General features: G+C 45.6%; 14 protein-coding genes, 1 other RNA gene and 1 other annotated feature (1 of these 16 cut by a window edge). Of the genes, 3 read left to right on the forward strand and 12 right to left on the reverse strand.

Features of this window, described 5'->3' with window-relative positions; translation table 11 throughout:
* Position 1 precedes the first annotated feature (1 nt).
* Positions 2 to 652 (forward strand): amino acid ABC transporter permease, encoded by a 651-nt coding sequence (locus tag NYE53_RS13550; RefSeq protein ID WP_038829647.1) that lies wholly within the window; start codon positions 2 to 4, stop codon positions 650 to 652.
* 16 nt (positions 653 to 668) lie between these two features.
* Entirely contained in the window at positions 669 to 1325 is a 657-nt protein-coding gene (locus NYE53_RS13555) for an amino acid ABC transporter permease (protein ID WP_339245135.1), read from the forward strand.
* 34 nt (positions 1326 to 1359) lie between these two features.
* Here NYE53_RS13555 and NYE53_RS13560 read toward each other — a convergent pair whose 3' ends face one another.
* The 8 genes from NYE53_RS13560 to cymR all read right to left on the reverse strand — a co-directional run bounded on the left by NYE53_RS13560 (position 1360) and on the right by cymR (position 8144).
* Positions 1360 to 1491: a YrzQ family protein gene (locus NYE53_RS13560; RefSeq protein WP_003229780.1), complete on the reverse strand. Its 132-nt coding sequence runs from the start codon at positions 1489 to 1491 to the stop codon at positions 1360 to 1362.
* Positions 1492 to 1512: 21 nt separating this feature from the next.
* Positions 1513 to 1704 (reverse strand): hypothetical protein, encoded by a 192-nt coding sequence (locus NYE53_RS13565; RefSeq protein ID WP_003225893.1) that lies wholly within the window; start codon positions 1702 to 1704, stop codon positions 1513 to 1515.
* A gap of 11 nt (positions 1705 to 1715) precedes the next feature.
* Positions 1716 to 2240 carry a hypothetical protein gene (locus tag NYE53_RS13570; RefSeq protein WP_080010572.1) on the reverse strand — a complete coding sequence of 175 codons (525 nt, stop codon included), beginning with the start codon at positions 2238 to 2240 and terminating at the stop codon, positions 1716 to 1718.
* A gap of 56 nt (positions 2241 to 2296) precedes the next feature.
* Positions 2297 to 4693 carry an ATP-dependent RecD-like DNA helicase gene (locus NYE53_RS13575; protein ID WP_339245138.1) on the reverse strand — a complete coding sequence of 799 codons (2397 nt, stop codon included), beginning with the start codon at positions 4691 to 4693 and terminating at the stop codon, positions 2297 to 2299.
* A gap of 24 nt (positions 4694 to 4717) precedes the next feature.
* On the reverse strand, positions 4718 to 5338 hold the full coding sequence (locus NYE53_RS13580) for a tetratricopeptide repeat protein (protein WP_339248547.1): 621 nt from the start codon (positions 5336 to 5338) through the stop codon (positions 4718 to 4720).
* 85 nt (positions 5339 to 5423) lie between these two features.
* Entirely contained in the window at positions 5424 to 6539 is a 1116-nt protein-coding gene (mnmA, locus tag NYE53_RS13585) for a tRNA 2-thiouridine(34) synthase MnmA (RefSeq protein ID WP_339245141.1), read from the reverse strand.
* A gap of 30 nt (positions 6540 to 6569) precedes the next feature.
* On the reverse strand, positions 6570 to 7709 hold the full coding sequence (locus tag NYE53_RS13590; RefSeq protein ID WP_339245144.1) for a cysteine desulfurase family protein: 1140 nt from the start codon (positions 7707 to 7709) through the stop codon (positions 6570 to 6572).
* An 18-nt stretch (positions 7710 to 7727) separates the two neighbouring features.
* Positions 7728 to 8144: a cysteine metabolism transcriptional regulator CymR gene (gene cymR / locus NYE53_RS13595; RefSeq protein WP_003225879.1), complete on the reverse strand. Its 417-nt coding sequence runs from the start codon at positions 8142 to 8144 to the stop codon at positions 7728 to 7730.
* Positions 8145 to 8346: 202 nt separating this feature from the next.
* On the opposite strand from cymR, the gene NYE53_RS13600 reads away from it, so the two are divergent.
* Complete coding sequence (locus tag NYE53_RS13600; protein WP_015714437.1) at positions 8347 to 9612, forward strand: replication-associated recombination protein A; 1266 nt, start codon at positions 8347 to 8349, stop codon at positions 9610 to 9612.
* Between the two features lie 39 nt (positions 9613 to 9651).
* On the opposite strand, the gene NYE53_RS13605 is transcribed toward NYE53_RS13600, so the two are convergent.
* The 4 genes from NYE53_RS13605 to hisS form a co-directional block, all read right to left on the reverse strand.
* On the reverse strand, positions 9652 to 10416 hold the full coding sequence (locus NYE53_RS13605; RefSeq protein ID WP_014477514.1) for a tRNA threonylcarbamoyladenosine dehydratase: 765 nt from the start codon (positions 10414 to 10416) through the stop codon (positions 9652 to 9654).
* An 81-nt stretch (positions 10417 to 10497) separates the two neighbouring features.
* A non-coding RNA gene (ssrS, locus tag NYE53_RS13610) (6S RNA) lies at positions 10498 to 10690 on the reverse strand.
* Between the two features lie 60 nt (positions 10691 to 10750).
* On the reverse strand, positions 10751 to 12529 hold the full coding sequence (gene aspS / locus NYE53_RS13615; protein ID WP_339245148.1) for an aspartate--tRNA ligase: 1779 nt from the start codon (positions 12527 to 12529) through the stop codon (positions 10751 to 10753).
* Positions 12530 to 12542: 13 nt separating this feature from the next.
* Positions 12543 to 13817, reverse strand: coding sequence for a histidine--tRNA ligase (gene hisS, locus NYE53_RS13620; RefSeq protein WP_014480430.1), 1275 nt, complete (start codon positions 13815 to 13817; stop codon positions 12543 to 12545).
* An 89-nt stretch (positions 13818 to 13906) separates the two neighbouring features.
* Positions 13907 to 14064 (reverse strand) — a binding site (T-box leader); it runs 75 nt beyond the window's last position.

The following is a 14064-nucleotide window of genomic DNA, read 5'->3' on the forward strand; positions in this document are numbered from 1 at the left end:
GATGAATGTGTCAATTCTTTTCGATAACTTTGGCATGTATATGGACGGTTTTTACCATACCTTGCTCGCAAGTGTTATCGCGCTGGCCGGCAGTTTTGTCCTCGGCGTTGCTGTAGCGGTTATGAGAATAACAGTCTTTAAGCCGCTGCAATGGCTCGGGACCGCATATGTAGAGTTCATCCGCAACATCCCTCTTCTTTTAATTACCTTTGTTTTCTATTTCGGACTTCCAAACGCAGGCCTGAGGCTTGACGGTTTTCAAGCGGGAACGGTTGCTCTCACCATTTATACCTCTGCGTTTATCGCTGAAGCCATCAGAGCAGGCATCCAGTCTGTTTCAAAAGGGCAGATGGAAGCGGCACGCTCGTCAGGCTTTACCTACAGCCAAGCCATGCTCCATATCATTTTGCCGCAGGCAATCAAAATCGTCATTCCCCCTTTAGGCAATCAATTTTTAAACTTAGTCAAAAACTCTTCGATTCTTGGGGTTGTGGCCGGATTGGATCTTATGTACCAAGCCGATTTAGTTTCGTCGAGCACACTCGTTGTATTTGATGTTTATATTTTTGTGGCGCTTTTTTACTTAGTGCTGACGATTCCGCTTAGCATCGGTGTTAACTATCTGGAAAAACGGCTGGAAAAAAGCTATTGATAAGGAGTGAGTTACATTGGATTTCATCGGTGCTTATTCACAGGAGCATTTAGCATTTTTATGGGATGGCTTTCTCGTTACCTTGTACGTTGCTTTCATCTCCATCATTCTGAGCTTTTTCTTCGGTTTAATGGCAGGAACCCTGCGTTATGCGAAAGTTCCCGTTCTTTCTCAATTGATTGCGGTTCTCGTTGAAACGATCAGAAACCTCCCCTTGCTGTTAATTATTTTCTTTACGTTTTTCGCCCTTCCTGAAATTGGTATTAAGCTTGAAATTACAGCTGCTGCAATTACAGCACTAACGATTTTTGAATCCGCTATGCTATCTGAAATTATCCGAAGCGGACTGAAATCAATTGACAAAGGACAAATTGAAGCGGCGCGCTCCTCCGGGCTGAGCTATACACAGACCCTGTTCTTTATCGTTATGCCGCAAGCGCTTCGCCGCATGGTTCCGCCCATCGTAAGCCAGTTTATTTCTTTATTAAAAGATACATCGCTCGCTGTTGTGATCGCCCTGCCTGAACTGATTCACAACGCGCAAATTATTAACGGCCAAAGCGCAGACGGCAGTTATTTTTTCCCGATCTTTTTACTTGCGGCCCTTATGTATTTCGCAGTCAACTACAGCCTTTCACTCGCAGCAAGACGCCTCGAGGTCCGGCAAACATAGAAAAGGATACTCTTTGGAGAGTATCCTTTTTGCATTAAAACATTTTCGTAATTCTTCTTCTCATCCGCTTCATGCTTCGATTATTCAGCATGTCAGATTGAGTCGCCATTCGGTACACGAGAGCTCCGGCTCCCATTGCCAAAAGAGAAGTCATCGTCCGATTCATCCTGCGCATCTCCTTTCATGATTAAAAATTGATGCTGCGTTCATCCTCAGAAAACAAATCATCCAAGCTGCTTAACGTTCCGTCTTCTTCCACCTGATGAGTTGCAATCTTCCCTTTCGCCACTGTCAGTTCAATAAAACAGCCCCAACAATAATATTGGTTCACGCCGATTTTGCCGATATCCTTACTTTTGCAATTCGGGCATATAAGCATACCTCACACCTCTATCCGTTCAGAACGATCTCGTCTTTCCGCACCTCGACAAGCGAATCCGCTCTTTGGATCTGGCGCTTGCTTCCCGCCAGGTCAGAAAAGAAACCGTCCGAGAGTTCATATGCTACGATTATGCCCCTGTCCAAACAAAAGTATACATCTTCCAGCATCCCCAATATATCGCCCTCTTGCGATTTCACAAGCTTCATCTTCATCTGCTCGTATGTGAAGCATGATTTCGGAAGAGGCAAAAGCTGTTCTGAACTGACCGAAGCCAATATGCGGTCATCAAGAATGGAAGAGATATCACACGCCCGTAATAGCGCATGATGATGATGCAAAAAGCGTTTTTGTGCAAGAATAAACCCGAGACAATCTCCCTTCATAGAAAAACAAATATCAGAAATTGCCCCGAGATAACAAGAAGTTCGTTCTGAGTATACTGGGAATCCTTCTACTTCATGGCATGTTCTCAAAGTGTGATCAACCACCTTTTGTTGAACAGGCTTAGGTTTTGCTTTGCGCCTTAGACTCATACGATGAAATCAATTCCACTGCAAATGAAAAAAACTCCCGCTTGCACGGGAGCATTTTATTGCTGTTCTTCTTTCATAAAATCGAATGGTGTAATGCCTTCCATGCCAATGTTGGCGTCGTGTACGCTGAACGGGAGCTCTTTTTGGAGAGCCTCAAGCTCGGCATCCATTTCCTCAACCTGTACGGACAGCCTGTTTTTTAAGGAGGTCTGTCTGACAGTTGCATCATTATTTTTCACGCCCCACTCCAGCGCCTCCTCCTCACCGCATAAAATGAGAAATTTCTTCGCTCTTGTAATCGCGGTATAAAGAAGGTTTCTTCTGAGCATTCTATAATAGCCTTTCACAACAGGCAAAACCACAATCGGAAATTCACTTCCCTGCGATTTATGAATAGAACAGCAATACGCATGGGTAAATTGATTAAAATCTTTTTTCGTAAATGTCATTTCATTGCCGTCAAAAGAAACGACGGCCATGTCTTCTTTTTCTGTATTTTCCTTTGCATAAAATATCGACGTGATTTCGCCAATATCTCCGTTGAACACATTGTTTTCCGGCTGATTGACAAGCTGCAAAATTTTATCTCCGGTTCTGTAGACAACATCCCCGAACTTCAATTCTCTCCGTTTTTCTTTAGGAGGATTTAAAATGTCCTGCAACATCACATTCAATTCATTAATGCCGGCTTTTCCTCTGTACATCGGAGCGAGGACCTGAATGTCCTTTGCCGTATAGCCTTTTTTCAATGCATTAGCGACAACCTTCTCAACAACTTCTTTAATTTGCGAGCCTCCGCAGCGAATAAAGGAACGGTCCTTTGTCGGGACAGTCAAATTGTTCGGCAGCAATCCATTTTTCATCTGGTGGGCAAGCTCGACGATTGATGACCCCTCCGCCTGACGATAGATGTCTGTCAGTCTCACAGTCGGAATCACCTGGGATGCCAGCAAGTCTCTGAGCACTTGTCCCGGACCGACAGAAGGCAGCTGGTCTTCGTCTCCGACAATGATGATTTGTATATGATCAGGGATCGCCTTGAACAAATGATTCGCCAGCCATATATCAAGCATACTGGCTTCATCGATAATTAACAGCTTCCCTTCGATCGGCTGATCCTCTGTATGAGTAAAGCCTTCAGCACCGTTCCAGCCAAGCAGCCTGTGTATCGTGACTGCAGGGAGTCCCGTTGATTCACTCATCCTTTTTGCTGCTCTCCCTGTCGGAGCGGCCAAAACAATCGGAAAAGCTTCATCCTTTTTATAAGCTGACGGATCTAGTGACACACCGTGAAGCTCTCCATAGAGCTCGACAATCCCTCTGATTACCGTCGTTTTCCCTGTTCCCGGACCGCCTGTTAAAAGAAGCATCGGCGAGGAAAGGGCTTTTTGAATCGCTTCCTTCTGGCTGGGGGCATACTGAACGTTCATCCGTTCTTCCAGTTCTCCCAACGCGAGCAAAAACTCTGATTCGGGAAACTGGTTCTCATATTCGGTTTGGCTAGCGATATGTTTCACACGCTTTGCAACGTTTTGTTCTGCGTAAAACAGCGAAGGAAAATAACAGCGGCCATCTTCTATGACAATGTCTTTATTTTCTCCAAGGGCAATAATCGCGTTAGCGGCATCCATTTCTGTGATGCGCTGCCCTTCCCTTGCTGACTGGTTTAACAGAGATTGGGTGTCAATGATCAGCTGTTCCGTTTCTATGTACGTGTGCCCCTCTGACAGACAAGTCGTTTCAAGCGTGTACAAAATAGCAGCTTTTACCCGCTCAGGATGGTTACCCGAAAGACCCATTCTGCTGCCCAGCTCATCCGCTTTCCCAAACCCGATGCCTTCTACATCCTTCACAAGCTGATAAGGATTTTTCTGAATCTTTTCAAGCGTCTCGGATTCATAGGCTTGATAGATTTTCATAGACAGCTGCGGGCCAAAACCAAACTGATTCAAGGAAATCATGATTTGCTCCAGTCCCTGATGCCGCTGTAATGCGCCAGCCAGCGTGTCGGCTTTCTTTTTTGAGAGTCTGGGAACATCATAAAGCACTGAAGCATCAGCCAATATTTTATTAATGGCGCTGTCGCCCAGCTTTTTCACAATTTCTTCAGCTGTTTTTTTGCCGATCCCCTCGAATAAATCACTCGATAAATATTGAATGATGCCTTCCTTAGTCGTTGGAATCTCCTTTTTGAAATGCTCCGCCTGAAATTGGAGCCCGAACTTTGGATGGGTTACGATCTTTCCGTAAAACGTGTAGGTCTCTTCTTCTTGAAGCGCAGGGAAGTAGCCCGTCACGGATACGGCTTTATCTTCAATGGCTTCGGAGGTCTCTGTGACTTTCACTTTCAGAACCGTATATAAATTGGTGTCATTATGATAGATGACTGTGTTGACTGTCCCTTTTAAATAGGGCTCTTCCTCCAGTTTAAGCTGATCCGGATGCTGCTGCACGAGCTGTCCCTCCTCCTGTGCCTGTTATGATGGATCAATCAGTTTTTTAGCATGAAGCGCAAGCATATGATCTGGCTGGATATCGATTGCCTTGTCCAGCATTTCAAGCGCTTTTTCTCGGTTTTCTTTATAAGCATAAGCGACACCGGCATTATAAAATGCATCTGCATGCCCCGGGTCTTGCTCTGTCACAGCTGCGAATTGGCTGAGCGCTTCGTCCAGCATTCCCTCGTTGGCTAAGCACATCCCGAATTGAAAGCGCGCTTCCGTATCGTTTTCATTCAGTTCGACAGCTCTTTGTAAATATGGCAGCGCAAGCTTAGGCTGTTCGAGCTTGACAAGTACCGTTCCGAGCATGTAAAACAGGTCGCCGTTTTCCATCCCCGCACGAAGTGCTTTTTCAAACATGTCTTTCGCTTCTTTGTACATTTCTTTTACAACATAGACATTTCCTGCTCCATAATAAGCAGTGGCTGCGCTACTGTCTAATTCAAGCGCTTTATCATAAAACGCAAGCGCACGTTCCAGCTCGTTTACGGATGAAAGCAGGTTGGCAAAATTGATATACGGAATCGCGTCTTCTTTATTTTCTTCAATCGCTTTTGTAAATGCCTTTGCCGCTTTCTCGTAATCGCCTTCCTGCATCGCCTCTATACCGAGTTGATTATAATCCACCGATCATCTTCCTTTCATTAAAAAACCCCAACTCAGTGTTGAGGTTTTTCATCTTTTATACGTACCACAATTTTGTTCCGTCTTTGTACACATCATCAATTGTCCCGCCGCCAAGGCATTCTTCGCCGTCATAGAAGACAACGGCTTGTCCCGGCGTTACAGCGCGGACTTGTTCATCAAAGATGACTTCCGCTTCACCCTCGCCAGTCATGCGCACCGTTACTTTATGATCTTCTTGGCGGTAACGGAATTTAGCCGTGCAGGAAATCTCTTCGCCCTTCATGATATCCGAACGCACCCAGCTGATATTTGTTGCTGTGATTTTGTCAGAATATAAAAGCGGGTTATGGAACCCTTGATCCACGTAGAGGATGTTCTTTTCAAGATCTTTGCCTACCGCAAACCACGGCTCGCCGCTTCCGCCGATGCCAAGGCCGTGACGCTGCCCGATCGTATAGTACATCAACCCGTCGTGGCGGCCTTTTACTTCGCCGTCCATCGTCATCATATCGCCCGGCTGTGCAGGGAGATATTGGCTGAGAAACGTTTTGAAGTTGCGTTCGCCGATAAAGCAGATGCCTGTACTGTCTTTTTTCGTCGCCGTTGCAAGTTCTGCTTCTTTGGCGATTTCACGCACACGGCTTTTTTGAAGTTCGCCGATCGGAAACATGACTTTGCTCAGCGTATCTTCTGTCAGCTGATTCAAGAAGTACGTTTGATCCTTGTTTTCATCAATGCCGCGCAGCATTCTGACTTTTCCGCCGCTTCTGTCTACTCTTGCATAGTGGCCAGTCGCTAAATAGTCGGCGCCAAGTGACAATGCATGCTCCAAAAAGGCCTTGAATTTAATTTCTTTGTTGCACAATACATCCGGGTTTGGTGTTCTGCCTGCTTGATATTCATCAAGGAAGTATTGAAATACCTTCTCATAATATTGCTTTTCAAAGTTTACGGCATAATACGGAATTCCGATTTGGTTGCAGACGCGGATCACATCTTCATAATCCTCTGTCGCCGTGCAAAAACCGTTTTCGTCCGTATCATCCCAGTTTTTCATAAAGATTCCGATTACATCATAGCCCTGTTCTTTTAACAGCAGGGCCGCCACAGATGAGTCTACTCCGCCGGACATGCCGACGACGACTCTTGTATCCTCCGGCCGTTTTTCCATTTCATTCACTCCAATTACTAAGCCGCCTTATTATGTCAGCCGTTTGACAACGTCGGCCACATGTTTGGCAGCAGTTTTCACTTGCTCAGCCGTATTGCCGAGGCCGAAGCTGATTCGAATAGAGGACGTCAGCCGGTCACTCTCTTCTCCGAACATAGCAGTCAGAACATGTGACGGCAGGACTGAACCGGCCGTACACGCTGAACCGCTGGAGACAGCGACACCCGCCATATCAAGATTGACCAGCAGCGCTTCCACTGACACACCGGGGAAATAAAGATTCAGAACATGCGGCAGACTATGCTCTTTGTCCCCGTTGATCTCGAATGCCACACCTGCATCTCTAAGCGTGTCGGCAAAGATTGCTTTAAACGATTGATACTTCTCGTTTTTTTCGTCCCGTTCTTCACTTGACAGCTTGATCGCTTCTTTCAGCCCGACAATGCCTGGAACATTTTCGGTTCCGGCACGGCGTTTTCTTTCTTGCTCTCCTCCGAATAAAAGCGGTGAAAGCTTCACATCTTTACTAGCATATAAAAAGCCTGTCCCTTTTGGCCCGTTGAGCTTGTGCCCGGAAACAGACAGAAGGTCAATATGGCTGTTTTTCACATCAATTGGCAGCAACCCGAATGCCTGAACAGCATCGGTATGAAAATAAGCTTTGTGTTCCTTTAACAGCTCACCGATTTCTTCGATCGGCTGCACTGTTCCAACTTCATTATTTCCATACATCACTGTCACAAGGATTGTATCATCACGCAGTGCTTCTTTCACCTGTTTTGCACTGACTCTTCCATTTTGGTCAACGCCCAGATACGTTATGTCAAATCCGTCTTCCTCAAGTTTTTCACATGTGTGAAGCACGGCGTGATGCTCAATTTTTGTTGTGATGATATGTCTGCCAAGATCTTTTCTTGCAAGTGCGGTTCCCATGATCGCCAAGTTATCAGCTTCCGTTCCCCCGCTTGTAAAAATGATCTCCTGCTCTGCCGCTCCGATTTCTGCTGCGATCTGCGCTCTTGCTTCATCCACCCATTTTCGAGATTCTCTGCCAAATGAATGAATACTGGATGGATTACCAAAACTGCCGGAGAAGTGCGGTATCATTTTTTCCAGCACACGCTCATCCATCGGAGACGTTGCGGCATGATCTAAATAAATCCGTTCCATTATGTTTACACCTCTGATCTAAATATAGAACATATAAGCTTCTTGCTCTCCGTCTGTATAGCTGGCAAGATCCTCTAATGTTGTACTGTCTAAAACCTCTTTTACAGCATCCCGGATGCGAATCCAGAGCTCACGCTTGGCAGGCTCCTCATCTTCCAGCACTTCAACAGGGCTGATCGGCCCTTCAAGCACACGGATAATATCTCCTGCGGTAATGGCATCCGGCTCACTGCCTAATACATATCCGCCATATGCGCCTCTGATGCTTTTCACTAAACCGGCATTTCTGAGCGGCGATACCAGCTGCTCCAAATAATGCTCGGACAAATTATTCGTCTGTGCGATGCTTTTTAATGAAGTCGGGCCTTCACCGTGCTTTTTTGCAAGCTCGATCATAATGGTGAGCCCGTATCTTCCCTTAGTTGATATTTTCAACATGAACACCTCTGTTATTTCATGATTTTCCACATTTATAATGGTAATTTCTATATGTTTCGTCCGTTTATTATCTTATAGACCAACTGTTATTATAACATACCTTCAGCGAATTTTCATTGAGGCAGAAGGAAAGGGGCCTTACCCCTTTTCTAATGTACGGTTTTCCGTTACCCTGTAATTAAGTAAGGAGAGATGATAGATGAAGCCATTGGCATATCGGATGCGTCCGACAAAAATAGAGGATATTATCGGCCAGCAGCATCTGGTGGCTGAAGATAAAATTATTGGCAGAATGGTCCAGGCAAAACATTTGTCATCCATGATTTTGTATGGGCCGCCCGGAATTGGAAAAACATCAATCGCAACAGCAATCGCCGGTTCAACAAGTATTGCTTTTCGAAAGCTGAATGCTGTCATTAACAATAAAAAAGATATGGAAATCGTAGCTCAGGAAGCCAAGATGTCCGGCCAAGTGATTTTGATTCTGGATGAAGTCCACAGGCTGGATAAAGGAAAACAGGATTTTCTATTACCCTATTTAGAAAACGGGATGATCATTTTGATCGGAGCAACGACAGCTAACCCGTATCATGCCATTAATCCGGCGATCAGAAGCCGGACCCAGATTTTTGAGCTTGAACCGTTAACACCTGATCTGATTAAACAGGCACTGGAACGCGCGCTCCATGATGAGCATCGGGGCCTTGGCACCTATTCTGTATCCATTGATGATCAGGCGATGGAGCATTTTGCCCACGGATGCGGAGGAGATGTCCGCTCCGCTTTAAATGCGCTTGAGCTTGCCGTGTTGTCAACGAAGGAGTCAGCAGACGGTGAAATTCATATTACATTAGAAACCGCGGAAGAGTGCTTGCAGAAAAAAAGCTTTTCTCATGATAAAGATGGTGACGCGCATTATGATGTACTGTCCGCTTTTCAAAAATCGATCCGCGGCTCTGATGCCAACGCTGCTCTTCACTATTTGGCTAGATTAATTGAAGCCGGTGATCTGGAAAGCATCGCAAGACGATTGCTTGTTATCGCCTATGAAGATATCGGTTTAGCAAGCCCGCAAGCCGGCCCTAGAGTGCTGAACGCTATTCAGACCGCTGAGCGAGTCGGGTTTCCTGAAGCGCGAATCCCGCTGGCCAACGCAGTTATTGAGCTTTGCCTCTCACCGAAATCAAACTCTGCCATTCTGGCAATCGATGAGGCCCTGGCAGATATCAGAGCCGGAAAAATTGGGGATGTTCCGAAGCATTTAAAAGACGCGCATTATAAAGGGGCTCAGGAATTAGGAAGAGGAATCGACTATAAATACCCGCACAATTACGACAACGGTTGGGTCGAACAACAATACCTCCCTGATCCTCTGAAAAATAAGCAATACTATAAGCCGAAACAGACAGGAAAATTCGAATCAGCCTTAAAGCAGGTGTACGATAAATTAATGAAAAGAAAATAAAACAAAAACAGCCTTGATCATCAAGGCTGTTTTTATGCATTATTTATCCTTCACACGTTTGATTTCAATGTCTTTCAATAGATCCATGACAACATGTCCGCCCATAATCAAACCTGCAACTGACGGCACAAAAGCATTAGAGGAAGGCGGCATTTTTGCTTTACGGATTTTCGCTTCGTCATTTCCCACTTCTTTTCTGACATCTTCCCGAATGACAATCGGACTTTCATCAGAGAAAATCACTTGAACACCTTTTTTGATACCCTCTTTGCGCAATCTCGTACGGACGACCTTCGCAATTGGATCAGTGTGCGTTTTTGAGATATCAGCGATTTGGAAGCGCGTCGGATCCGTTTTATTTGCTGCACCCATGCTGGAGATGAGCGGAATATCCCGTTTCAGACATTCTTTCATTAAATGAATTTTATAATGAATCGTGTCTGACGCATCAATGACATAGTCAAGATCATAGTCAAAAAACTGCTCATACGTTTCCTCCGTATAGAACATTTTTAACGCGATCACTTCACACTCCGGGTTAATGTCTGCGATCCGCGCCTTCATTAAATCAACTTTCGGCTGTCCGACAGTTGAAAGCAGCGCGTGAAGCTGACGGTTTACATTTGTAATGTCGACATCATCTTTGTCGACAAGCAGAATGCGGCCGACGCCTGACCGCGCGAGAGCTTCCGCCGCGAACGACCCGACTCCCCCGACTCCAAGCACAGCAACTGTGCTGTTTTTCAGCGTTTCAAGGCCTTCTTTTCCGATAGCTAATTCATTGCGTGAAAACTGGTGTAACAAGAACCTCACTCCACATTCGTATTCTGGTTTCATCTATAAAATGGCTGATCCATGAGCAGCCGTTTTTCTGCGCACAAAAAATAAAGTCCCAATAGTGCCGTTGCAGCTTTCCTTTGTTTTGAACCCGCTCTCAGCAGGTGGGTGCCCTCTTTTAAATCTTGTAAGTCCTCTTTACCGAATGAAAAGAGGCATGTACGCCATTTAAAAATGCGGGCTCCCAAATCAAAAAAATGTTCGGTCAAAACTAGGTGTACAACTAACACATCAGGACTTTATTTAACTTGTCAAAATCATATCACAGACGATTTTGATTTTCAAGAATCGAACTGCACATTCAGTTCTTAACTTTTTTCTTAATAGAAAGATGAAGCTCGTCAAGCTGGGCGTCGCTTACTTCGCCTGGCGCTTCTGTCATCAGGCAGCTTGCACTTGCCGTTTTCGGGAATGCAATCGTATCTCTCAGGTTCGTACGTCCAGCTAGAAGCATAACGAGACGGTCTAAGCCGAGTGCGATTCCGCCGTGCGGAGGAGCGCCGTATTCAAATGCTTCCAGCAGGAATCCAAACTGTTCAGCCGCTTCTTCTGGTGAGAAGCCGAGAAGCGCAAACATTTTTTCCTGAATATCCTTTTCGAAAATACGGATTGAACCGCCGCCAAGCTCATAGCCGTTTAAGACGAGGTCATAGGCTTGTGCTTTCATGTCTTCAGGCGCTGTTTCAATCAGCTCAAGGTCTTCGCGGACAGGCATTGTGAACGGATGGTGCGCTGCGTAAAAACGGCCTTCTTCCGGATCATGCTCTAATAGCGGCCAGTCGATGACCCATAAGAAATTGAACAGGTTTTCGTCAATCAGCCCGCGCTCTTTCCCAAGCTTTAAGCGCAGGGCGCCGAGTGATGCAGCCACAACTTCGAATTGATCCGCTCCGAACAGCAGCAAATCACCTTCAGCTGCATCAAGTGCTTCAATCAGCTTAGACTGCTTTTCTTCATCAAAGAATTTAGCGATCGGGCCTTTCACTCCGTCTGCCTCAACCTTCACCCAGGCAAGCCCTTTTGCCCCGTAGTTTGCAGCAAAAGCGCCAAGAGCGTCGATGTCTTTTCTGGAGTAATCGCCGGCACCGCCTTTTACATTGATGGCTTTGACCACGCCGCCGTTTGCTACAGCTGATGAGAACACTTTAAATTCCGTATCCTTTACAATGTCAGACACATCCGTCAAAAGCATGTCAAAACGCGTATCCGGTTTATCAGAACCGTACTTGTTCATTGCTTCGTCATACGTCATTCGAGGAAGAGGAAGCTTAAGTTCCTCACCTTTTGTTTCACGCATAACCTTTGCCATCATCTCCTCAGCCAATGACATAATGTCTTCCTGGCTCATAAAGGACATTTCAATATCAATTTGCGTAAACTCAGGCTGGCGGTCCGCACGCAAGTCTTCATCGCGGAAACAACGGGCAATTTGATAATATCGTTCAATGCCTGATACCATCAGAAGCTGTTTAAATAGCTGCGGGGACTGCGGCAGCGCGTAGAACTCACCTTCGTGCACACGGCTCGGCACCAAGTAATCACGTGCGCCTTCAGGCGTGCTTCCTGTTAAAATCGGCGTTTCAATATCAAGAAACCCATTTTCATCTAAAAAGCTGCGAACAGCTTTCGTCACGTTATGGCGCAGCTGCATCGTCTGGAACATAGCCGGTCTGCGCAAATCTAAGTAACGGTGTTTTAAACGAACGTCCTCTGACACTTCTTCTGCTTGATCAGAAATCGCAAATGGAGGTGTCTTTGCAGCATTTAATACGTTCACTCCATCAGCATGTATTTCTATCGCGCCTGTTTTCAAATTCGGATTAACTGTTCCCTCTTCACGCGCCACCACTTTTCCTTGAATATCAAGCACGTATTCATTTCTGATGCCTTCCGCAATAGCAAGCGCTTCTTTTGACACATCAGGGTTAAAAACGACTTGAACAATGCCCGTACGGTCACGCAAGTCAATAAAAATCAATCCGCCGAGGTCTCGTCTTTTTTGGACCCAGCCTTTCAGCGTTACAGATTCGCCAATTGCTTTTTCAGTTATATCACCGCAATAATATGTTCTTCCAAACAATGCGTTTCACTCCTTATCCCTTTTGGTTTGCCTTCATCACATGTATAAATTCATCAAGTGCCACTTCAATCTGTTCGCCCGTCTGTGCATCCTTTACATTGATTTTGTTTTGGGCAAGCTCATCTTCACCCAAAATCGCAATAAATCTGGCATTTAAGCGATCAGCTGTTTTAAACTGGCCTTTCATTTTCTTATTTTCATAATCGATTTCACTGGAAATGCCTGCTTCTCTCAGTTTGTACACCAATGAAACAGAATAATCCTTTGCTTTTTCGCCGAGTGTGACGATATAGCAGTCGATTCCCTTATCAACAGGCAGCTCTCTTTTTTCAGCATCAATTGCCGCAAGCAAGCGTTCGATGCTCATCGCAAATCCGATGCCCGGTGCTTCAGGTCCGCCGATCTGTTCGACAAGCCCGTCGTAGCGTCCGCCACCGGCAAGTGTCGTAATCGCGCCAAAGCCTTCCGCATTGCTCATAATTTCAAATGCGGTGTGGTTGTAATAATCCAGCCCTCTCACAAGGTTCGGATCGATTTCATACGAAATGCCAAGATCATTTAAGTATTGTTTCACTTTGTCAAAATAAGCGGCTGATTCTTCATTTAAATATGTCAAAATCGAAGGTGCCGATTTCATCAGCTCATGATCTCGGTCTTTTTTGCAGTCCAAGATTCTAAGCGGGTTCGTGTGCAGCCGGGACTGGCAGTCTGAACAAAATTCTTCGATGCGAGGCTCGAAGTGTTTCACGAGCGCTTCTCTGTAGCTTTTGCGGCTATCTTGATCGCCGAGACTGTTTATGACAAGCTTAACGTTTTCTAAACCTGCTTTTTCATAAATACTCATCGCAAGCGCCATTACTTCAGCGTCGATTGCAGGGTCTTTCGAACCAATCGCTTCAATTCCAAACTGATAAAACTGGCGGTAACGGCCCGTCTGAGGACGTTCATAACGGAACATCGGCCCGACATAATAAAGCTTTGTCGGCTGTACAGGATTTGCGAACAGCTTGTTTTCATTAAAAGCGCGAACCGCAGCAGCTGTTCCCTCCGGACGAAGCGTCAGGCTTCTGCCTTTGCGGTCCTCGAAGGTATACATTTCTTTTTGTACGATATCCGTTGATTCTCCGACGCCTCTGGCAAACAGTTCTGTATGCTCAAAAATCGGTGTGCGGATTTCTTTATATTGATAAGTGCGGCAAGTGTCTCTCATAATTTGTTCAACATACTGCCAGCGATCTGATTCTCCAGGCAGAATATCCTGTGTTCCTCTCGGAATGTTATATCCCATAGGTAGACCTCCTTATGTATTCCTTATAAAATATCCAATGATCGTTAATGATGAAAATGAAAAAAACTCTCGCCCCTACTATACATGATAGTAGGGACGAGAGTTATACCCGTGGTGCCACCCTAGTTGGAATACGTTCATATTCCCGCTCGATCCTTTAACGCAGGTTCACGTTCACTGCCTAATGGCGTTATTCACGCGTTCAGCAGGAAACCTCCGGAGTGTTGTTTCGAGAAAGACGCAATGG

It is taken from the genome of Bacillus sp. FSL R5-0523, assembly GCF_037975295.1.
Lineage (GTDB): Bacteria > Bacillota > Bacilli > Bacillales > Bacillaceae > Bacillus > Bacillus subtilis.

Coding starts and splice junctions, on each gene's coding strand:
- NYE53_RS13580 (WP_339248547.1), bottom strand. CDS start 5,338: ATGCAGGAAGGCGATTACGAGAAAGCGGCAAAGGCATTTACAAAAGCG.
- NYE53_RS13565 (WP_003225893.1), bottom strand. CDS start 1,704: ATGCTTATATGCCCGAATTGCAAAAGTAAGGATATCGGCAAAATCGGC.
- NYE53_RS13590 (WP_339245144.1), bottom strand. CDS start 7,709: ATGGAACGGATTTATTTAGATCATGCCGCAACGTCTCCGATGGATGAG.
- mnmA (WP_339245141.1), bottom strand. CDS start 6,539: ATGGAAAAACGGCCGGAGGATACAAGAGTCGTCGTCGGCATGTCCGGC.
- NYE53_RS13550 (WP_038829647.1), top strand. CDS start 2: ATGAATGTGTCAATTCTTTTCGATAACTTTGGCATGTATATGGACGGT.
- NYE53_RS13600 (WP_015714437.1), top strand. CDS start 8,347: ATGAAGCCATTGGCATATCGGATGCGTCCGACAAAAATAGAGGATATT.
- NYE53_RS13570 (WP_080010572.1), bottom strand. CDS start 2,240: ATGAGTCTAAGGCGCAAAGCAAAACCTAAGCCTGTTCAACAAAAGGTG.
- NYE53_RS13560 (WP_003229780.1), bottom strand. CDS start 1,491: ATGAATCGGACGATGACTTCTCTTTTGGCAATGGGAGCCGGAGCTCTC.
- hisS (WP_014480430.1), bottom strand. CDS start 13,817: ATGGGATATAACATTCCGAGAGGAACACAGGATATTCTGCCTGGAGAA.